General features: G+C 65.1%; 14 protein-coding genes. 4 read left to right on the top strand and 10 right to left on the bottom strand.

The genetic code is table 11. The features are described 5' to 3' along the window. Positions 1-4 precede the first annotated feature (4 nt). From IV454_RS26365 to IV454_RS26350, 4 genes are all read right to left on the bottom strand, one after another. Positions 5-691 carry a hypothetical protein gene (locus IV454_RS26365; protein WP_229521860.1) on the bottom strand — a complete coding sequence of 229 codons (687 nt, stop codon included), beginning with the start codon at positions 689-691 and terminating at the stop codon, positions 5-7. 17 nt (positions 692-708) lie between these two features. Beyond that, positions 709-1,797 carry an SGNH/GDSL hydrolase family protein gene (locus tag IV454_RS26360; protein ID WP_206088577.1) on the bottom strand — a complete coding sequence of 363 codons (1,089 nt, stop codon included), beginning with the start codon at positions 1,795-1,797 and terminating at the stop codon, positions 709-711. Between the two features lie 298 nt (positions 1,798-2,095). Continuing rightward, a complete protein-coding gene (locus IV454_RS26355) occupies positions 2,096-2,407 on the bottom strand; it encodes a cupin domain-containing protein (protein ID WP_206088576.1) in 312 nt (103 codons plus the stop codon). After that, entirely contained in the window at positions 2,404-3,021 is a 618-nt protein-coding gene (locus tag IV454_RS26350; protein ID WP_206088575.1) for a DJ-1/PfpI family protein, read from the bottom strand. Before IV454_RS26350 ends, IV454_RS26355 begins: the two co-directional genes overlap by 4 nt. An 80-nt stretch (positions 3,022-3,101) precedes the next feature. Here IV454_RS26350 and IV454_RS26345 point away from each other — a divergent pair, with 80 nt between their 5' ends. Continuing rightward, entirely contained in the window at positions 3,102-4,079 is a 978-nt protein-coding gene (locus tag IV454_RS26345; protein WP_206088574.1) for a GlxA family transcriptional regulator, read from the top strand. Positions 4,080-4,119: 40 nt separating this feature from the next. Here IV454_RS26345 and IV454_RS26340 read toward each other — a convergent pair whose 3' ends face one another. From IV454_RS26340 to vioA, 6 genes are all read right to left on the bottom strand, one after another. Then, positions 4,120-5,301 carry an MFS transporter gene (locus IV454_RS26340; protein ID WP_206088573.1) on the bottom strand — a complete coding sequence of 394 codons (1,182 nt, stop codon included), beginning with the start codon at positions 5,299-5,301 and terminating at the stop codon, positions 4,120-4,122. 133 nt (positions 5,302-5,434) lie between these two features. Further along, positions 5,435-6,010, bottom strand: a complete 576-nt coding sequence (gene vioE / locus IV454_RS26335) for a violacein biosynthesis enzyme VioE (protein WP_206088572.1) — start codon at positions 6,008-6,010, stop codon at positions 5,435-5,437. Positions 6,011-6,020: 10 nt separating this feature from the next. Then, positions 6,021-7,136 carry a flavin-dependent violacein biosynthesis monooxygenase VioD gene (gene vioD / locus IV454_RS26330; protein WP_229521859.1) on the bottom strand — a complete coding sequence of 372 codons (1,116 nt, stop codon included), beginning with the start codon at positions 7,134-7,136 and terminating at the stop codon, positions 6,021-6,023. Next, on the bottom strand, positions 7,136-8,425 hold the full coding sequence (gene vioC, locus IV454_RS26325; protein WP_206088571.1) for an NADP-dependent violacein biosynthesis oxygenase VioC: 1,290 nt from the start codon (positions 8,423-8,425) through the stop codon (positions 7,136-7,138). Before vioC ends, vioD begins: the two co-directional genes overlap by 1 nt. After that, positions 8,426-11,443 (bottom strand): iminophenyl-pyruvate dimer synthase VioB, encoded by a 3,018-nt coding sequence (vioB, locus tag IV454_RS26320; protein ID WP_206088570.1) that lies wholly within the window; start codon positions 11,441-11,443, stop codon positions 8,426-8,428. After that, positions 11,440-12,747, bottom strand: a complete 1,308-nt coding sequence (vioA, locus tag IV454_RS26315) for a flavin-dependent violacein biosynthesis tryptophan-2 monooxygenase VioA (protein ID WP_206088569.1) — start codon at positions 12,745-12,747, stop codon at positions 11,440-11,442. The genes vioB and vioA overlap by 4 nt, the downstream gene beginning before the upstream one ends. A 985-nt stretch (positions 12,748-13,732) precedes the next feature. Here vioA and IV454_RS26310 point away from each other — a divergent pair. The 3 genes from IV454_RS26310 to IV454_RS26300 all read left to right on the top strand — a co-directional run bounded on the left by IV454_RS26310 (position 13,733) and on the right by IV454_RS26300 (position 20,818). After that, positions 13,733-14,131 carry an acyl-CoA thioesterase gene (locus tag IV454_RS26310; protein ID WP_229521857.1) on the top strand — a complete coding sequence of 133 codons (399 nt, stop codon included), beginning with the start codon at positions 13,733-13,735 and terminating at the stop codon, positions 14,129-14,131. A 110-nt stretch (positions 14,132-14,241) separates the two neighbouring features. Next, positions 14,242-17,412 (top strand): ankyrin repeat domain-containing protein, encoded by a 3,171-nt coding sequence (locus tag IV454_RS26305; protein ID WP_206088567.1) that lies wholly within the window; start codon positions 14,242-14,244, stop codon positions 17,410-17,412. 397 nt (positions 17,413-17,809) lie between these two features. Then, positions 17,810-20,818 (top strand): M12 family metallo-peptidase, encoded by a 3,009-nt coding sequence (locus IV454_RS26300; protein WP_229521856.1) that lies wholly within the window; start codon positions 17,810-17,812, stop codon positions 20,816-20,818. The last annotated feature ends 29 nt before the right edge of the window (positions 20,819-20,847 follow it).

The following is a 20,847-nucleotide window of genomic DNA, read 5'->3' as shown; positions in this document are numbered from 1 at the left end:
GTGTTCAGCGCCTCGTTGGTGCCGGCTCGTTGGCCGCGGGGATGACGATACGCCGGATCGGCAAACCGGGTGGCGCCTGTTCGGGCGGCACGATGCCATTTTTCGGCATCGCGACGGGCTTGCCCGCGGTATCGAGCATCTGGAAGTCGGGAGCGAACATCAGGACCGCTTCGATGGCTTGACCGTCATCGGTGGCCTGGTGATGGCGCACATACCCCTTCGGCAAAACGAAATCCTCGGGCACCGCGAGCCCGACCAGCGGCGGGCTGGTGCCCGGCGGTGAAAAGGCGCCCAGGCCGGAGTGGATGCCGCGCTGGTGCAGGCGTTCGATGACTTCGGCCATGCTGGGATTGTCGCCGCGCGCGACGTAGCTTTTCAGGTCCGGTGTCGGGTCGGCGTCGCCCTCGGGCGCGCGCGCCGGCTCCTTGCGCGCGATGGGGCCCGGCGTGGCGGGCGGTGCGGCCGGCAGCGCCACCCTTGCCTGGGCAGGCAAGGGCGCCGGTCCGCCGGCGACGTCGGCTCGGTCCGGCCCGGTGCGCGATGGCATCCACAGGAGCGCCAGCAGGGCGCCGCCGGCGATGCAGAGCAGCAGGGCGACGACGATGCGGCCCCGGGATGGACGCCAGGCGCGCCCGGCGGCGCTGGTCGCGCTGCCGGTCGCACCTGGCCTGGAACGCGGTGGCGTATCCACGAATCGGCGCCTGGCCGTTACGGCGTGGCCGGGTTGTAGGTCGATACCGCCCAGCCGATGCGCTCGTGGCCGTACTGGTTCCAGATCGGGTTCTTGCCGCCGCTGATCGTGGTGTAGCGCGGCGCGCCGCTGCCCGTGCTGCTGCCGAACAGGCCCGAGCTGACGGTGCTGCCGTTGTAGGTCGGGTGGGTGTCGTCCGACTGGATGTAATCGTAGCTGCTGCTCGACGACACGAAGTGGGTGTTGGCGTCGCGGATGGTCGAGCGCAACGTCGAGGTGATGCGGGAGACATAGCTCGCTTCGCTCTCGCCGGACACATAGCGCAGCGCGTCGGCGTCGATGCGGCCGTCGCCGTTGCTGTCGTAGTCGGCGCCCATGTACTGGGCGAAGTTATCGGCGCACATGAAGCCTTTTTGGCGCGCAACGTCGCACATCATGAAGTTCATTCTGGCCAGGGCGGGCAGGAATTTGTCCTGCATTTTTACCGTGGTACCGGTCGTCGCATCGGTGCAGGAACTCTGCACATTGTCCACCGCATAGCCCGGGTAGTGCAGGTTGGACACCACCTTCAGCTTGACCCCGGCGTAGGCGTTGGCGTTGATGTAGTCCATCGCCGCCGTGACGTATTTCTTGCAGTTGCTTTCGGCCGCGGTCAGTCCGCTGTAATTGCAGGTGCCGGTCTGGCTCTTGAAGCTGGAGCGCGCCTGCAAGCCATCGTTGCCGCACATTTCGAAGGTGACGACCCGGGTGTTACTGGCTTGCATGTAGGAGCGCTCAGCCACGATTTTATTGTTGTACACGTCTTCGGCAACCGCACCGGACTTGGTGCGGCGCACGCTCTCGATGTCCGTGCCCCACTGCGCCGAGAGATATTCCGCGTTCACCGTGGGCGCCGAGAATTTGGCCGCGCTGGTGACGGAACCGTTGAAACCCGCGTAGATCGAGTCGCCGTAGGCCACCGAGCGGTATTTGGTGGAGGTGCCGGCGCGGTCGATGGTCCACGAGGCGTTTTGGTTGATGGTGCTGGCGGCCGCCTCGGAGGATGAGACGAGTAGTGCGATGGTGGGTAGAAGGGCGTGCAAGGAACGACGAAAGCGAATGCTCATGTAGTGTCTCCTTTATAGTGGGTCCGGGCTGTCAGGCCTGCCATGTCAACAAACCTGAGCTCGGTACACCCAATGTATTTCAAATACGAACAACAGTGCTAATTAAGCATTCGTGTTGTACATAAAATATCGAAAATATGTGAATTTGTTGTAAATTTGCAGTGTGGTGCGGATGGCGTTCCGGGTGCGGGTGGCGGCCCGGATAAAGCCCTGGCGATCCGGCACCGGGCGCAGCATCCCCCGGTATCGGGCCGCCGCGGCCATCGTACTTGCCGCCGCGGCGAAAGCCGCCTGACCGTCAAACGCTGCCCGCCCGCTCGATGACGAGGATGCGCGCCTGCCCGCGCGGGTGCGCGCTGTGGGCGTCGCCCTCGGCGGCGTAAAAAATGTCGCCGGGGCCCAGGAGCGCCACCAGCTCCCGCCCATTGTCCCGATAGTGCATCGCTACCTCGCCATCGAGCACGGCGAAGACTTCGTCGCCGTCGTTGACGTGCCAGGGGTAAGGCTGGTCGGTCCAGTGCAGCCGCACGGTGGCGTCTTTCATGACGGCGATCAGCTCCGCCTCCCAGGCGCGCGCGCCGGTGTAGTCCCGGCTGCGCACGATCCTCATTGCGCGCCGCCGGCGTTCTGGTTCCAGTCGTATTCCATCTGGCGCGCGGTGGCCAGGGCCAGTTCGCGCCCCGCCAGCCGTTCGACCAGGTGCAGCGACATGTCGATGCCGGCCGAAATGCCGCCCGAGGTGACGATGGCGCCGTTGTCGATCCAGCGCCGCTCCCCGCGCACCCGCACCTGCGGGAAGGCGTCGCGCAGGCCGGCCACGTCGTCCCAGTGGGTGGTGGCCTCCTGGCCGTCGAGCAGGCCCGCCTGTGCCAGCAGGAAGGCGCCGGTGCAGACCGACGCCGTCAGTTCCGAGGTGCGGGCGGTGGCGGCGATCCAGGCAATCACCTCCGCCTTCGGCAATTCGGCCGTGACCACGCCGCCCGGCACGATCAGCACATCGATGTGGCCGGCGCTGGCGAAATCGGCTTCCGGCAGCACGCTCAGGCCGGCCCGGGCGCGCAGCATCGCCGCCGTGGCGCCGATCATGCGCACCCGGAACGGTGCTTCGGCCTGCGGCGTCACCGTCGCCGCCACGCGGGTGGCGCAGGTGAACACTTCGTAGGGACCGGCGAAATCGAGGACTTCGACGTCGTCAAACACATAGATACCGATGGTGCGTGTCATATTGCCTCCGTTAAGTAAGAGGCCCATCATGTCACGGAGTGGATTGACAGAAATGACATTCATGGTGGAATATCTGCCACATGAAGACAATCGATATCTGGCTGCTGGTATTCCCCGGTTTCGTGCTGCTCGATGCGACCGGCCCGGCCCAGGTTTTTGCCAGCGCCAACGACGAGGCGCGCGATGCGGGCCTGGCGCCGCCTTACCGGATCGGCATGATCGCGCCCGGCGGCGGAGCGGTTGCGTCGTCGTGCGGCGTGACGGTGCTGGCCGCGCCGCTGCCGCCGGCGGGGCGCAAGCTGGCCGGGGCGACCTTGATCGTCTCCGGCGCAACCGGCATGGAGGACGCGGACGGCGCGCACGATCCGGCCCTGGTGCGCTGGGTGGCACGCGCGGCGGGCCGGGTGGCGCGCTGCTGCGCGGTGTGCACCGGCGCCTTCGTGCTGGCACGCGCCGGCCTGCTCGACGGCCGCCGCGCCGTGACGCACTGGATGGATGCGGCCTCGCTGCAGGCGCAATATCCTGCCATCGATGTGCAGGACGATGCGATTTATATCAAGGATGGTCCGGTGTACACCTCGGCCGGCATCGCCGCCGGCATGGATCTGGCGCTCAGCCTGGTGGCGGAAGACCTGGGCCGCGCCGCCAGCCTGGCGGTGGCGAAGCGGATGGTGGTGTTCTTCAAGCGGCCGGGCGGACAGCGCCAGTTCAGCTCCCAGCTGCTGGCGCAGGACGATCCGCAGGACGTGCACGCCCGGCTGATCGCATGGCTCAGGCCGCGCCTGCGGCAGCAGATCGATGTCGACCAGATGGCGGCCGCCTGTGCACTGTCGGTGCGGACCCTGCACCGCCGGCTGCGGCAGGCGGCCAACCTGACGCCGGCCCAACTGCTGCTGCGGCTGCGCATGGAAGCCGCCTGCGGCCTGCTCGAACGGCCCGGCATGACGGTCAAGCGCGCCGCCGGCCAGAGCGGCTTCGGCAACGAGTACAATCTGCGCCGCGCCTTCGCCGCGCAGCTGGGCGTGGTGCCGAGCGACTACCAGGCGCGCTTCGGCTGAACGTTGACCATGGGGCTACGCCATGGTCAAGCTCAGCTTCTTAATTCCTCCCGGCCGTCAACGCGACCCTGCCCGCATCACCCGACTTTTGCCCGAGGTAAGGCAGCAAGCTGAGCAGTGCAAGGAGTGCCAGCGCAACACCGACCCACAGCGGCGAGCGCAAGCCCCAGCCGGCGGCGATACCCAGGCCGCCTATCCACGACCCGACGCCCAGCCCGATGTTGATGACCGATGTGTGCACGGTATTGACCAGTGGCCCGGGATGCACGGTCTTCATCACGCGCGCGATGATGGCGGGATTCATGGACATGCCAACCAGGCCGGTGACGACCAGCATCGCAACGCTGATCGGTTGATTGTCGGCGAAGAGGGCGAACAGCGCCAGGCTGATGCCCAGGACCATCATGCCCCCGACCATGATGGGGATGGTGTACTGGTCCGCAAAACGGCCCACCACGCCATTGCCCACCACGTTCGCGATGCCGTAGACACCCAGCAGCCAGGGCATCGAGGAAGACGGAAAACCGCTAATCCCGGTCAGGATCGGCGTGTAGTAGCTGAAGGCCGCGAAGGTCGCGCCGATGATCAGTCCACTGCTGGCGTAGGCCGTCCAGAGATGGGGATTCCTGAATTCCCCCAGTTCGTCGCCGAGGCTGACCGCGTCGGCGGGCCTGGAGCGCGGCACCAGGATGGCGATGAGCGCCATGCACGCTGCCGCCAGTACAACCACCAGCCAGAAGCTGGCGCGCCACCCCATGTATTGGTCGATGAGCGTCGCCATCGGCAAGCCCACGACCGAGGCCAGCATCAGCCCCCCGATGACCACCGCTGCGGCGCGGCCGCGCGCTTCAGGGCGGACCAGTTCGGCACAGATCGCCAGCGACATCCCAAAGCAGGCCGAGCCGGCTACGCCCGTGGCGACCCGTGCGATGGCCATGATGTCGTAGCTGGCGGCCGATGCCGCGATCGATTGGGCAATGGCATACAAACCCAGCATCCACAGCAATGCTTGTTTATTCGGTATGCGCAGCTTGAGCAAAGCGACGGTGGTCAGCGGGCCACCGATGACCATGCCAATGGCGTACAGCGAGATCAGATAGCCGATCTGCGTCAACGACACGCCCATCGCCCGGGCCAGCGACGGCATCATGCCCGCCACCATGAATTCGGACGTCGTGATCGAGAAAATCGTCAACCCGAGAATATAGACAAGCAATGGCATACAGGATTCCTTTACGAGTAATTGCAGAAACTGGAATGAGGGCGAGGATGGCGGATGAGGCCATCCCCGGAACGCCGGCGGCGCACGTCGATGCGCCGGGCTGATTCGCCTGTGATCGGGACGGAACGTCGTTTTATTCCGACATGAAAACGCTGTCCGCGATGTCCCCGGCAACAAAGTTTGGAAAGTCGCGTACCGACTGATGCTGCGCATCGTTGCCGGTGACCATGCGCAGCAAGCCGTTGCCGCCGGCCTGGAGATAAAACACCGAACGCGTCTTGCCGGGCCGCTCCACCACCCAGGCGTCAGCCGCCTGGCCCAGCACGGTGTGGCGGCCATCGTGACGGGCCGCGCCGTCGACCAGGATCGCCTGCGGCAGGAACAGCGCCTGGAACGGTGTCACCTCGTCGGCCAGCACGGTGTCGCGCAGTTCCATCCCGACTGCCGACGCTTCCCTGGCATACGCGACCTTCTGTTTGCGGCTTCGCTCGCGCCCGGCGTCGCCGGTTTCCGACATCCAGAGCCGGTGTCCGGTCTCCTTTTCCGACCAGGGATTGAACAGGCCGTCGATGCGGCAGATGTTGCGGGCATAGTCGAACCAGCAATAGCCGGAGGTAAGCTCGTCGTCTTGCTGCATCGGCAACCAGTACGAGATGTAGGCGCTGCTCCATTGCATCGGCAGCAGCGGCGGCGTGGCGTGTGGCGGCATGGCGGTTCCTTTAGCGACCGAGGGCGTAGCCGAGGCTGGCCATCAGCGCGTCCTGCAGCGGCGGCAAGTGATTGCGGCGCGCGTCGAAGCTGGCGGTCAGGTCGGCGTTGCTCAGAGCGGCACGCTCGCCCACGCTTTCAAACCACAGGCGGCTGGCGTCGGCATGGTCCTTGAACAGCTTGACCAGTGGCACCGCGCGCGCGTTGAAGCTGGCCAGGGCCGCGGCCGTGTCGGCTTCGGCGCTGAGCGTTTTCACCAGCAGCTGGGCCACCACCACCGCCATGGTGGTGCCATGGCCGATCGAGAAGTGGCCCGATTGCAGCGCGTCGCCGATCAGGACGAACTTGCCGTCGCTGGCCACATCGTGGCTGAGCGTCATGAAGTTGCGCCAGCCCTGGCCCGGCTGGCTGACCAGCCTGTGCTCGCCCAGTTCCGGCGCGAACGCCTTGGCGATATAGGCGGCGTCGCGCGCGGAATCGAATCCCAGCTCGGCTTTGGCATACGTCTCTTCGCTGCACTCGACGATAAAGGTGCTCATCGTGTCCGAGTATTTATAGGCATGGCCGATGAAAAGACCGTGCTTGTTCTCGCGGAACACCAGGTTCATCTGGTCGAACAGCTGGGTGGTGCCGTACCAGATATATTTATTGCGCCCGAAATCGACCTGCGCCGCCAGCGCTTGCGGCAGCTCCAGCGATGTGTGGTTGATGCCGTTCGACACCACCACCAGATCGTATCCGGCTTCCAGTTGCGCCACGCTGGCCAGCGGGGTCTCGTAACTGATCGTGATGCCGGCCGCCACGCATTTGGCGCGCAGCGCCTGCACCAGGGCCTGCCGTTCGACGCCGCACAGCGTCACCCCGGTGCTCATCAGGTTCGGCTGGTCGTGGTGGACCAGCTTGAATTCCTCCAAGAATTGCGGATGGAGCTGTTCCGGCTGCGCCAGGTAAGACAGCGGATTGGCGGGATGGCGCGGCGGGCGTCCCGGCAGCACCACGCCCCAGCCCAGCACCTCTTCCTGGGTATTTTTTTCCGCAATGCTGATATTCCAGGCGGGTTGGGCCTGCTTCATTTGACTGGCAAAGATCAGTCCGGCTGGTCCGGCGCCGATGACGAGAATGTTCATTAGTTTACCCTTCCAAGTTTGTACCAAACGTTTTGCTTCTTCTGGATTTGTTGCAGCACATCGTAAGGAACCGATGTGAAGTACAGTTTCTCCGCCATGTCGGGCGGATAAACACGGGGAAATTTCTTGTGCATGTAGCGGGTGTACCGGGTCTGCAGGAAGAAAATAAAATTCGGGTTGCTCAGCACTTCGTAGTTGGCGATCGCCATATCCTGCATGGCGTCAGCCTGCACCTTGCGCTGCTCCGTGAACTCGGACAGGGCGCGCGCCAAGTCGTCGCCGTAGCGGTCCAGCAAGGTGACGAGGACCTGGACATCTTCGAGCGCCATGTTCATGCCCTGCCCGAGGAAGGGGGCGGTGGCGTGCGCCGCATCGCCGACCAGGACCACATTGCCCTTGTAATGAAAGGTGCTGGAGCGGACATTGATGAGGTCGTTGCTGGGCAGCGCCAGGAACTGCTCCAGCAGCGCGTCCCGGCTGGCTTGCGGCAGGCGGCCGAAGTAGCGGCTGAAGAAGCCGGTCATGGCTTCGCGGTCGTGCGTGGTCAGGCTTGGGGTGCCGGAGTAGGGCAGGCAAATGGCGAAGCTGATGCTGCCGTTCGGGATGGTGGCTGCGCGGCCGGCGAACGTGCCTTTCGAATCCATGCCGAAGAAATACAGCAGATCCTTCCGGAAGCCGAGTTCCGCCGCGTTCGGCAGCACCAGGGTTTTGTAGCCGTGCCGGAAAAAGCTCTGCTTGAACTCGAAGCGCCGCATGCTGCTTTGCATGGCACGCCGCACTGCGGAGTGCGCACCGTCGGCGCCGATGATCAGGTCGCCCTGCAACTGCTGCAACACGCCATCCTCGCCCTGGATCAGCACGGTTTTCTTTTCCAGGTCGACATCCAGGCACTTATGCCCGAAATAGTAGGTCACCTTGTGCCTGGCGGCGTAGTTGTTCAGCAGGCGCTGGAACGCGGTGCGGTCCAGCGATAGGGGAAACAAGCCTTCCAGCGAAGCCAGTTCGCGCACCCTGTATTGACCACCGACCGAAAATGCCATGCCGACGATGGGCTCGCCGCACTGGTCCAGGTCGTGTTTGCTGATCCCGGCTCCCAGCACCGCCTTGATGCCGCGCACGGTCATGCTGACGCCGATGGCGCGCGAACTGACCGGATCGGCGTTTGCCGCGCTTTCCAGCAGCGGATCGCTGCGCTTTTCGACAACGTGGACCTGGTGTCCGCGCTGCGCCAGATAGATGGCGCTCAGGCTACCGGCCAGGCCGCCGCCTACGATGATGATTTTGTGCATTTAGGCCTCTCTTGACATCTTTCCCCGAGATAAATCGGTCAATTGCTGATTAAAGAATTCCAGCATGGCGATCTGCGCCATGCCGACCACATCGGCTTCAAGGCTGCGGGCGTACTGCGCCAGCGCCAGGCATTTCTGCGCCAGCATCTCGCAGCCGAGGCTGTAGTCGCTGTCAATGGTGGTGGTGATCGGCTCGGGTACCGGCGGTCCGGCGTTGCGGCCGGGCACGCCGGACGGCATGTTCATCAGCGCGGCCGACAAGGGCCGCAGCAAACCGGTCATGATGTCGATGGACGCATTCATCAGGCGCGAGCGGCGCAGGCTGCCCAGCGGCTTTTGCGCGAAATGGTGCGCCATCAGCTGGAAGGTCAGCTCATAACAGCCTTGATACAGCCGCATCAGCGAACGCGCCTTCCGGTCGGTGACCAGGGTGCAGTCGGCGCGTGCTTCCAGCACCGGGTTTTTCAGCGCCGGCACTGCCGGTTCGAACGGTTTGCCGCGTGCCGAAAAGCGGCCGGCCAGCTCGCGCAGCCGCTGGAAATGCGACACGGCGAAATGCGGCGATTCGACAGCGACGCCTTCCCCCTGCTCGGTGACGAAGTCGATCGCAAACAACGCGCTGTCGCGGTCGCTAACTTCCAGCTGATAAGCGGGATAGGCGCGGTTGGTGAGCTCCTTGAGGAACAGGTGGTGTTCGCCGCCGCGTTTGCCGCCGCCGGCATCGAACAGATCCGGCAGATCGGCCAGGCCCTGACGGATCGCCGCATAGAAGGTGGCGATCGATTTCCCCGGCGTGGGAAGATAGTCGGGCCACTCGAAACGCACGAACCTGGCGAGCACATGCTCCGAAAAAGGTTCGAATGCAAATTCCGTGTCCAGGCCGAAGCGCTGGCGCGCCTGCTCGCCGAGCGCCGGGGCGCCGGCGTAAAACGGCTCGCCCAACGCCATCAGCACATTGTTGACCATCAGGTAGTGAAGCATTTCCTCATGGGCGATTTCGAGCAGGGCGCCGCGCGCGCCGCTGTTGCGGCGCCGGTCTTCGGTGCCGCAGGCCAGTTCCAGCTCGTCCGGCAGCCAGCGGCCGGCTTCGACCAGTTTCATGCCCTGTGCATGGTTGGGAATGGCATAGGCGGCATACAGGTACTGCAGCATGAGCGACAGTTCCAGGTCGATTGCCGTTTTCAGCTCGGCGATCAGTTCGCCCTTGCAGCCGATGACATGGCGCGCGCCGGCCTGGGGAAGCGTGGTCTTGGCGGCGGCTTCGACCTGGGTCAGGTATTTCAGGAACAGGCGCGCTTTCGGCTGCGACAGTTCGCGCGTGCTCGGCATGTAGTAGCTCTTGTCGCGGTTTTGCGGATCGCACATTTGCCACATCAGGCGCGAATAGGTTTCGCACTTGCAGTGATCCGCCAGGCTGAACACCTTGTCCGACATGAAGGGATACACCAGCTCGTAATAGCTCATCACGTGCCGGTAGAGGAAGGCATAATCGACCTGTTCGGCCGGTACCTCGTCCAGATCCCAGTCGTCGGGCAAGACGCGGGCGCCGATGAACTGCTGCCCCTTCGCCTCGCCCAGCATGATGCGGGTCGCGCCCGGGCGGCGGCCGGTGAGGGTCAGTTCGGCGTAGCCGTCGCCCAAGGCCGATGGTGCCACCTGCGCGCTGACGAGCGCGCCGTCTTGCGCCTGCGCCGTCAAGGCCGGATGCACGGCCAGTTCGCCGCGCAAACGGCTTTGTACCGTGATCGTTTGCGGAAAGTCCTGCCGCTTGTGCCGGTTGGGCGCTTCCAGATACAGCTGATTGCTGTCCGATTGCAGCACCCAGTCGGTTTCGTCCCACTGCGCCTGGGCGCTCGACAGGCTCAGCGAACCAGCGGCCGTGGCGGGGTGCAGCAGCGGCACATCGACCACGCCATGATGGCGCCAGTAATCCAGGTACAGCTGCTCGGGAATGCGGGCGATCAGCCTGCCGGAGGCGCGGTGCAGCAGGAGGTCGCCCAGCGCCCGCTTGCCGCCCAGGGCATGGGTCGGATGCTGTTCGGACACGGCGCCGGCCTCGCGCGTGGTGAATGGAATGGCGGTCGGCATATTCAGCGAGACCCGGTCCGCATGCACCTTCACCAGCACCGGCCCCAGGCTGCCCTGGCGCGGCAGCAGCAGGCGCCCGGCCGGGTAGGTGGCCAGTTCGTCGCGGCGCCACAGGCCGATGCTGCCGGCCAGGTCGTAGAATACCGGCGAGTCGGGCTTTTGCGGCGTCGACATATTGAATAAGGCATACTGGACCGTCAGCCCCAGCACATCCTCGTCGGCCAGCGCCTGTTGCAGTGCGCGCATGCTGTCCGGCAGCGGTGTGTCCGGATTGAACAGGAAATGCGGATCCTGCTTCGCCACCGAAAACTGGAACAGCCTGGAACGGCCGAATTCATCGTCGAGAAAATGCCCCTGGCGCTCGCTGATATGGCCGTTGCCGACCCAGCGTACCGAGTGCGCCGGCCCGATGTCGGCACTGAACAGGCTGGGCGTATTGGGCGTGGCTTGCTTGCCGCTCAGCGTGAACTGGCCCGCGTAAATGAGCGTGCTATCCGGCTCGGCCGGATTGCTGTCGACCCATCGGGCGCGGTTCATCGTGGTGCGCAGATAGTCGTTGTAATGTCCCCACAAGGCCAGCTTGGCACCGACCAGCGCGTCCTGTGTATCGACCTCGCCATCGCGCAGCTGGACGCCGGTGATCCTGGCATTTTCCCATGAAAAATGATTGTTGCCGCAAAAATTGTAGCCTGCCGCCTCGCTGAAGATGCCTTCCGGATCGGGCTTGCCGGCGGCATTGAACCTGGGGGCAAGCTGTTTCAGGTGCTCATGGAATTCGGACGGCGGGCGGCGCAGATCGAATGGTTCACCCGCGATCGATACCGCATTGGTGGCGATATCGATATGGCCGTGCGTATTGCGGTTAGCAGTCGGCACATTGGCGCGAGCAAATCCTCGGAAATGAAAGCGGGGAAGGTCGAGAATGCTCATGCGCGCTCAGTCTGGGAGGTGAGGCGTGTAAAACCGTCGTCGGATTGTTCAGCCGGTTGGTTGAGCCGTTCCAGCAACAGGCGCGTGGCGTGCCCGGCGCTGATCAGGCTTCCTTCCATCCAGCCGCAATGCGCGGTATAGGCGTCCGAGCAGGAAATGATGCCGTTGCGGTGGAGCAGGGTGGCCGGATGCTCGGCTTCCGGTTCCAGGCTGAACTCGACGCCATGGGGCCAGTGCTTGTAAAAATGCGCCTTGATCTGCGGCAGCGGCTGGCCGTTCAGCGGCAGCACTTCTTTCAGATGGTGGCGCACCCGGTCCAGGTACACGTCTTCCCCTTGCTCCAGGTATTCGCGCCAGTAGGTGGCGCTGGCGCTGTCGGTGTAGAACACCAGGTATTTGTCGCCCTTGAAGTAGATTTTCCGAAGGGGATTATCGGCCATCAGCACTTTGTCGGTCAGCCCGAGCGCGTCCCACCACGCCGTATCGAAGGTCAGGAAGCCTTTGAACAAAGGCAGGGAATCGTACTGGAAGGGACTGAAGGAAGCCGGAAAGTCGACGTTCAGGCGCTTCATCGCGCTCGGCGGAATGGTCATGATCACATGGCGTGCCCTATGCATCTGGGTATCGCCCATATGGCGAAAGGCGAGAGCATGGTCGGCGCCGCATTTTTCAACCGACAGCAAGCGATGCCCCAGCCGGAATTCCACGCCGGCGTCCTGTGCCTGGCGCTGCAGCTGGCTCAGCAGCTCGCTGTAGCCTTCGGTGGCATAGCGCCATTCGTTGGCGGCATTTTCGGTATAGCTTTGGGTTTCCGGGTGCTTTTTGAGGATGTCGTAAGCCATGGCTGCCGAGATGACCGGCATGAGCAAGGCGTCATAGCCAGTGGCCTTGATCATGCGGGTGGCTTCTGCGGCGCCCAGATACTGGCTGACGAATTCAAGGAAAGACTCATTCGGATGTTCTTTCAGCATCGCACTCAGGCTCACCAGGGTGGCCTTCAGCTTTTCCTGTGCGCGATCGAGCGACACGACTTGGGTGAAAGGGTAGGTCGCATGCGCCAGTCCGCATTCCCGCATGAGCTGCTCGACATGCGGATGGAGCTGCGGCGAGTAGCGGGCGGCACCGAGTTCGGCGATTTCCTCCTCGTCTATCTTGCGCGACTGAATGCGGCCGCCCACGGTCGTATCCATGTCGAACACCCGGACCCGCAAATTCTTGCCAGCGGCGGCGTTCATCAATTGGGTCGCACAAGTCAATCCCCCTATACCGGCGCCAACTATGCAAATATCAGAATAATTTGTCATCCAGAATTCCTTTTAGTTAATCAATAACCGGTAGCAACGGTGCTCCCGCCATGTTTGACCTATCGACAGGCGCAGGGCGCAGCCCGCTCGCCGGGCGGTACCGGCGCTGGGATGACGCGCGTCTGTCGACAAGTGGCGTGGTTCAAGAAGGGCGATGTGGTTGGCGTGTTTTCTGTTTCCAGGCCAACGGCGCCGCCTTTGTGGCAAGCGGGTAATGCTCAAGAGAAAATATTCCTTGCGAATTCCACTGCGTATTTCTCATTGCCGCACTGCCGGATCCGCACGACAACATATAGTTACCTATTCGCTATTCTTGCCTTATTGCAAAGGCAGTGCGACTTTACATATACCTCTTTAGGGATGTAGCTATCAAGTTGTATAGGTAGGCTGCGGCGGTCGTAAGCTGATACATACGCGGATAAAACAGTGCGACGCCGACCCGACGTGGCGCCTGGCAGAGTAGCGTTGCAACCCGACCCGGCTCAGTTGTCATTCAACTATTGGAGAAGCCTGGATTCAGCCTGCGGCGGATCAGCGTCGCGTTTCGGCGGGATAAGATGAGAAAGCGGCATAAGGTGGGAAGCTCATGCATTTCGGAGGGAGCGCGCCTTTCTTCACGGTTTTTTTGTCATCCGTCCCGGCAGATGGTGGCCGCTTGGCGCTGTCGGCCCTGACCCTGGACCGCTGGCGGCGGCTGCGCAGGCATGACGGTCGAGCGCGCCGCCAGCCAGAGCGGCTTCGGCACGGAGTACAATCTGCGCCGCGCCTTTGCCGCGCAACTGGACGTGGAGCCGGGCGACCACCAGGCGCGCTTCGACTGCGGACGGGAACGCGATGATGCGGGTCTTTGGAAACCCGTGTGTATGTCGAGAGGCCGGTTGCGCATGCGGGGGCGTGGTGAACAAAATGCCGTTGGAGAACGTGTGCAATCGCACAAATCTAGTGAAAAGGGACTGTTTTGGACTGGGACCACGAAAATCCGTTTGTGCAGACGATCACACCCCAGCCCGGGGATATCGACGGGCTCAATCACACCAACAATGCCGTGTACGTTCAATGGTGCGAACAGATCGGCTGGGCGCATTCCCACAAGCTTGGTTTGAACCTGGACGATTACCGCCGCCTCGACCGGGCCATGGCGATCCGGCGCGGCGAGTACGACTATCTGCTTCCCACCGTGCTGGGCGAGTCCCTGACCCTGGCCACCTGGCTGACCGGCGGCGATGGCAAGATCGCGATGGAGCGGCGTTTTCAACTGGTCAGGGAGCGCGATGGCGTCACCGTCCTGCGCGGGCGCTGGGACCTGGTGTGCATTGAAATCAGCAGCGGCCGGGTGCGCCGCATGCCCGCCGAGTTTCTCGAGGCGTATGTTGCTGCCGCATGAGCGACAACCGGCCGCGCGTAGGTCGGCCGCCGGCCGGACACGATCGACGGCACACCGAACAATCGCTCCAAGGTCATCTGGCGCGCAAAAATCCGGAATCCGGATACTCCATGATTTCCAGCCCTGACCGGCATGGCAATCCGCCCCCGCAGCGCCAACTGAAAGCCCTCATGGCCCTCCCGTCCTATCCCGTGCTCGCCCGCTTCCTGGGCGCGTCATTGATCGTATTGAGCGGCACCACGGCCGATGCCGCCCCCAAGCCCAAGCCGCGCAAGGCCGCGCCCGCGGCTGCCGCGGACTGCCACTGCGAGCCGATCGGCCGCACCTACACCGCCACGCCCACGCCCGATGTCATCGCCCTGTGGGCTGCCGCCAGGGCCGGTGATGAAGCCGCATTCCTGTCCGTGCTGCCGCGCATCACCAGGCTGGCAGACTATGCCGTCGACAATCGCCCGATACTGCAAGCCTTGCTGTGGTCACCCGCGGCGCAGGTCGGCGCCGACGATGCCGAGAAAACGCCGCAGGCCATCGCGCAGCGACTGGCCGCCCACCGCGCGCGCATGCCCGCCATCACACGCATGATCGCCGCCGCCATCGCGCACGGCGCCAGCGTGACCGATGCCACGTCCGAGTCGTCGCGCCCGCCGCTGCACCTGGCGATGGTGTTCGGCACCCCCGACATTGTCAGGATGCTGCTGGCGGCGGGCGCGCCGGTGGAAGGACGCGACCGGCGCGAAGGCAGCACGGCGCTCGAATTCGTGCTCAAGCAGGAATACTTCATGCGCACGACGTCGAAGACGCCGCTGGTGTCGCGCACCGAACGCAGCGTCATGCTGCTGCACCTGTTCAAGGCCGGTGCGCTGCGCCCGTACCGGCGCCAGGATGCGCAAGCGAAAAAGGAAGGCATCGACCGGCCGATGGCGGACTACGTGGCATGGAACTCCTTCCTGGCCGTGACCGAGGGCGCCGAGGTGGTGCGGGCCCTCATCAAGACCGGCACCCGCCCGGTATTCGACCTCGAACACGGCAACGACCCGACCGCGCTGGCCGTGGCCGCCGCCAATGGCGATGCCGCCGCCGTGGCCGTGGTGCGCACCTTGCTTGCGCGAGCGGCGCCTGGCAAGCAGCAATGGAACATCGAGCTCGACGCCGCGCAAGCCGCGGCCGCGGCCGGACATATGGCCTTGGCCAGGTCGCTGGCGGCGCGCGGCATGCCGTTCGACCAGATCGGCCCGCGCGGCTTCAATCGCGAGGTGCTCGGCTTCGAGCGGCCCGAGTTTGCCAAAGCGACCTTGCTGCACTTCGCGGTGCGCGCCGGCGATGCCGCCTTCGTGCGCGAGCTGGTGTCCATGGGCGCGCTGGCCGATGGCGTGCCCGCGCCGACCGGGGACGAGATGGAAGCCGGCCTGGCGCCGCCGCTGGCCGACGCGCTGCTGGCGGACAGTCCCGCCATGGCGGCACTGCTGCTTGAACTGGGCGCCGATCCGCTGCGAGGGCGTCCTCAGATCCTGGAAGACGCCCTTGAAAAAGGCGACGTCGCCAAGGTCGAGCTGTTGCTGCGCCATATCAGCCCGGCGCGGCGCGCCGCGTTTGCAGCAGCCACGCCGCGGGTGGCCGCTGCCTGGTCCAGGTCGGCAGCGCTCAACACACCGCAATCCCGGCCCGTTATCAAGGCCTTGCTCGCGCAGGCTGGCTTCGACGCCAGGCGCATCAGCGCGGGCAGGCTCGGTTCGTTCATCCTGGAAGGCAACGACGTTCTGGCGCGCGAGCTGATCGACGGTGGCGCCGCCGTCAACTGCGGCGACTGCACCGGGCCCGACGATGTCCAGACCCCTTCCGACCCCGGCACGAGCACGCCGCTCACCGCCGCCATCGCCATGCGGCAGCCCGACCTGGTGACGCTGTTGCTGGCGCACGGCGCCCAGGTCAACCGGGTCGACGGTGCCGGCCGTTTGCAGGTCCAGGTGGCCTTGCGGAGTGGCCAGGACGAGCTGCTCACGCGGCTTCTCGGCGCCGGCGCCAGACTAGACTTCGGCGCCGGCACCGGCGGCGGGGCATCGGCGATCGACCTGGCGATCGGCTCGGGCAAGATCGCGCTGGTGGACCGGATCGCCGCCTTGTCGGGCACCAGTGTCGCCGCTGCCTGCGTCGCCAGCCCGGAGGCGGCGCGCGCCCTGCTGGACGGGAGCGAGGCTTACCTCGACGCCCTGGTCGCGCGCGGCCTGAAGTTCGACCGTCCCTGTGCGGACAAGGCCACCTTGCTGGCGCGGATGTACGGCGCGCTGCTCGACAAGCACGCACTGCCCTTGATGGGCGAACAGCGCGCCTCGATGACCCGGCGCCTGGCGCGCATCGACGCCACCGGCGGGGCCGCCGTGCGCCTGGGTGAAGACGCCCGTTCCCCGCTGCAGGAAGCCATCCGGCGCCGCCGTGCGGACCTGGTGGGCATCTTGCTCGACAACGGCGCCAAAGCCGATGACGCAGGCGCGTGGCAGGCCGTGGTGAGCCGCCAGCCCGCCATCCTGCGCCTGCTGGCGTCGCACGGCGCGCCGTTGTCGGCGGCCACGCCGGCGGGACCGAGCCTGGCCGATCATGTGCGTTGCCGCGAAAGCGCGTCGTTCCGCGCGGTGGCGGCGCTGCCCGCTGCCTCCGGCGCCGCCGCCTGCCCGGTTGACGCGGCGATGACGGCGCAGGAACAGGCGCGCGCCGCCACCCTGGCCGGCCACTATTACCTGAGGGGCGTCAGCGAGGTGGGCGCCGAGCTGCTGCTGCGGGCCGACGGCAGCTTCGACTACGCCCTGTCCTACGGCGCCACCGACCAGGCGGCCAAGGGACGCTGGCGGGTGCTGGCCGACAAGGTGGTGCTGTCGAGCGCGCCGGGCGAGGCCGGACCGCCTTTCAAGCTGGTCGGCGCCACTCTCGATAAAGCCCAGGCCGGCATCGCGCTGCGTTTTCGCTATCAGGGCAAGCCGCTGGAGGAGTTGACCGTCTTCATACCGGGAAAGGACGGCCCGTTGCGCTACGAGCCGCGGGCGCAGGATGGCTTCTGGCTGTTGCCCGGATCCGGCAAGAGCCGGGTGATCGCGGTGCACCACGACGGCATCCCTACGGCGGACTGGAACATGATCGACTTGCCGGGCGCCGCGAACCGCTTCGACTTCGAGATCGACGCCAGGATGATCGAGGACGACGAAGGTTTCGATGTCATGCTGGACATCGACGGCGCCGCGCTGCGGATGCAACGAAAAGAGGGCGTTCCGATGCAATTCGAGCGGCAGTAAGCGGGCCGCTGCCATCGCGTGCCAGCGGCGTTCGGCGATCGGACGCACGCGGTCGCTGCCTTACTCCTTGGCCACTGGCGCCCGCACCCGACCGCTGTCGGGGCCGGTGGCTGCACAAAAAATCAGCATCATGACCGTCGCGGACATGCCATTCGCATAACTATGCGGCGCATTGGCCTGCCCGCCATCCTTGTGTCGCTGAATTTGCAATAAGCAATTAATTATTCTTGTGCAAAGTGGAAATTTGACAATATTATGACGACAGTTTTGTTGCACAAGTTGCAGCAAAACCGGACCACTCGCTTGCGCAGAGGAGTGTGCCCGCACGGCCGCAAAAAAGTACAGGAACTCATCTCACCGAAGAATAACTAGTTACCCAGCCGCGAAAGGGCACTGCATGACAATGAAGCCTTGGAATCCGTTAGACAACGGCGGATTGCACCATCCGCGTAGCGCCGCATGCAAGAAATCCTCTCTTGCCCTGTGTATTGCCCTTGCCTTTGCCGCCGCGCCATTCGCGCAGGCTGGCGCGGCCGGACCGACCGCCGCAGCGGCCGTGTCGACCCAGCGCGCCGCGCCGTACTGGCAGGACGTTGCAGCCCCCGCCAACCGGATGAGCGCCACCAGCGTCCGCACGCCGGCCCTGGCTCTCAAGCGCTTCCGCGGCGCCACCCTGGATGCGGCCGGCATGCAGTCGCTGCTGGCCGACGCCCCGCTCGAACGCGGCAGCAGCGCGCTGGCCAGCACCCAGACGATTTCGCTGCCGCACCCGGATGGCGGCTACCAGCGTTTCACCCTGGTCGAATCGCCCATCATGGAAGCCGGCCTGGCCGCCAAACACCCCGAGATCAAGACCTACAAGGGCCGTGGCATTGATGATCCGAGCGCCACCCTGCGCATGGACATCACGCCGCTGGGCCTGCACGCCTCGGTGCGCTCGGCCAATGGCGCCTGGTATGTGGACCCGTACTACCATCTCGACACGAGCATGTACGCCAGCTACAACCGTATCGACCTGATCAACTCGCACGGCCCGCTGGTCGAAGGCGCGCAGGCCGAATCGCAACTGGCGCTGTCGCATTCGTTTTATAAAGAGGGCGATGTGGTCGAGGTACGCGGTTCCGGCTTTACGCCGGGCGCGAGCGTCAACCTGAGCGTGCGCGGCGAAGGCGACACCGCCACCTTGCACAGCGTCGCGGCCACGGCCGACGGCAAGGGCGTGGTGACGGCCAGCCTGCCTGCCGGCCGTTCCGGCGCCTTCGAGGTCAGCGCGACCGACGGCAAGACCACCAGCGCCACCCCGTTCCGCGTGATGGATGGCGGCATGACGCCGAATGCCGTCGTCAGCGACCAGTTGCGCACCTACCGCCTGGCGCTGGTCACCGATCCCAACTACGCCAGCTACTTCGGCGGTGCGGCCAACGTCACGGCCGCCAAGGTCACCTTGATCAACCGGGTCACCCAGGTCTACGAGGATGAAACGGCGATCCGCCTGACCCTGATCGACGCCACCGATGCCCTGAACCTCGACACTGCGGCCCAGATGACCGGCACCGACGGCCCCTGCGGCGCGGCGGCGTGCTACACCCCCACCCAGGCGGAAGGCTGCGCCAGCTCCACCCTGTCGCGCACCCGGGTCGTGACCGGCCTGCTGGCGGGAGCGAGCAACTTCGACGTCGGCCACATTGCGCTCGGCCTGAACGGCGGCGGCATTGCCAGCCTCGGCGTGGTTGGCGGCAGCGCCAAGGCGCAGGGCTGCACCGGCCTGCCCAAGCCGGTCGGCGACTCGTTCGCCGTCGACTATGTGGCGCATGAACTCGGCCACCAGTTTTCCGGCAACCATACCTTCAACGGCATCACTTCCAATTGCAGCGGCGGCAACCGCAATGGCGGCACCTCGGTGGAAGTGGGCAGCGGCTCGTCGATCATGGCCTACGCCGGCATCTGCGGCACCGACAACCTGCAGCCGCACAGTGATCCGTACTGGTCGCAGCGCAGCCTCGACGAAATCGTGGCCTACACGTCCAGCGCCGAGTCGGCCCTGAACGAAGTCCAGGTCGTGGCACTGAGGGGTTTCAATACGGCAGGCCAGCAATTCCGGATCAATGTCAGCGGCAACCTGTCGGCGCCGATCGTACGGGGCACCAATTACACCACGGCCGGGGTCAAGGCCGCGCTCGAAGGCAGCCCGGGCTGGCCGGCTGGCGCCACGGTGACGGTCAGCGCACTGTCGGACACGGCATTTACGGTGACCTTCAACGGTGCCCTCGCCGGCACCAATGTGGCGGCACTCAAGCTGGTCGACTGCAGCAATGGCTGCAGCGGCCTGGTGGGTGAAGTCGCCAAGGGCGGACCGACCACGCGCGGCGGCGCCGTGTCGGCGTCGGGTAACATCGCCCCTGTCGTGACGGTGGCGGCCGGCTACACGATCCCCCTGCGCACGCCGTTCGCCCTGACCGGCAGCGCGACCGATGCCGATGGCGACTTGATCACCTACATGTGGGAGCAGAACGACCGCGGCGCCGCCAGCGGCACCGGCTTGATCAGCAACACCAAGCTCAATGGCCCGCTGTTCCGCCAGTTCGGCACGCGCGCAGTCGTGACCAACGCCGGTTCGCTCGAATACAACTCGGCGGGCGAGAACCACACGACGGCCGACCCGACCCGGGTGTTCCCGGACATGGCGCAGATCCTGGCCAACAACACCAATGCGGTCACGGGTGCCTGTGCCGTTGCCGCCACGCCGCCGAGCGGCGCCGATATCGACTGCTACTCGGAGTTCCTGCCGACCGCCGATTACGTCGGCCTGGCTGGCACCAACGCCTCGCCGCCATCCTTGAACTTCAAGCTGACGGCGCGCGACGGCAGGGGCGGCGTCAACAGCGCCAGCACCAGCCTGGTGCTGGCGCCGAACGCGGGGCCGTTCCTGGTCACCTCGTTCGACACGGCGGTCACGCTCGACGCGGGCACGGCGCAGACAGTCACCTGGAATGTTGCCAACACCAATGTTGCGCCGGTGAACACGGCGAGCGTGAACATCGCGCTCTCGATTGACGGCGGCAAGACCTGGCCTTACCAGCTGGCCGACGGCGTGCCGAACAACGGCAGCGCCAAGGTGAGCTTGCCGGCGGTGACGACGAAAGCGGCGCGCATCAAGGTCGAAGCGGTCGGCAACGTGTTCTTCGACGTGTCGAATGCCGACTTCACGATCCACCTGGCGGGCGACTTGAACAGCGATGGCACTGCCGATTGCGCCGACCTGGCGATCGTCAAGGCATCGTTCGGCAAGCGCAGCGGCGAGGCGGGCTTTGACGTCCGCGCCGATGTGGTTGCCGATGGCGTCGTCAATGCACGCGACCTGACTTATGTAGCGCAGCGCCTGTCGAAAGGCACTTCCTGCAACTGACCCTGTGCGGCCGGCCGGGTGCGCGCATC

This window comes from Massilia antarctica, from assembly GCF_015689335.1.
In the GTDB taxonomy this organism is placed as follows: Bacteria; Pseudomonadota; Gammaproteobacteria; order Burkholderiales; family Burkholderiaceae_D; genus Telluria_A; species Telluria_A antarctica.
This window is presented reverse-complemented; position numbering and strand designations above follow the sequence as displayed.

Bases quoted from the DNA above. Each gene is read 5' to 3' on its own strand.
- IV454_RS26350 (WP_206088575.1), bottom strand. From the start codon at position 3,021: ATGACACGCACCATCGGTATCTATGTGTTTGACGACGTCGAAGTCCTC.
- vioB (WP_206088570.1), bottom strand. From the start codon at position 11,443: ATGAGCATTCTCGACCTTCCCCGCTTTCATTTCCGAGGATTTGCTCGC.
- vioD (WP_229521859.1), bottom strand. From the start codon at position 7,136: ATGAACATTCTCGTCATCGGCGCCGGACCAGCCGGACTGATCTTTGCC.
- IV454_RS26360 (WP_206088577.1), bottom strand. From the start codon at position 1,797: ATGAGCATTCGCTTTCGTCGTTCCTTGCACGCCCTTCTACCCACCATC.
- vioA (WP_206088569.1), bottom strand. From the start codon at position 12,747: ATGACAAATTATTCTGATATTTGCATAGTTGGCGCCGGTATAGGGGGA.
- IV454_RS26340 (WP_206088573.1), bottom strand. From the start codon at position 5,301: ATGCCATTGCTTGTCTATATTCTCGGGTTGACGATTTTCTCGATCACG.
- vioE (WP_206088572.1), bottom strand. From the start codon at position 6,010: ATGCCGCCACACGCCACGCCGCCGCTGCTGCCGATGCAATGGAGCAGC.
- vioC (WP_206088571.1), bottom strand. From the start codon at position 8,425: ATGCACAAAATCATCATCGTAGGCGGCGGCCTGGCCGGTAGCCTGAGC.
- IV454_RS26305 (WP_206088567.1), top strand. From the start codon at position 14,242: ATGATTTCCAGCCCTGACCGGCATGGCAATCCGCCCCCGCAGCGCCAA.
- IV454_RS26300 (WP_229521856.1), top strand. From the start codon at position 17,810: ATGACAATGAAGCCTTGGAATCCGTTAGACAACGGCGGATTGCACCAT.
- IV454_RS26345 (WP_206088574.1), top strand. From the start codon at position 3,102: ATGAAGACAATCGATATCTGGCTGCTGGTATTCCCCGGTTTCGTGCTG.
- IV454_RS26355 (WP_206088576.1), bottom strand. From the start codon at position 2,407: ATGAGGATCGTGCGCAGCCGGGACTACACCGGCGCGCGCGCCTGGGAG.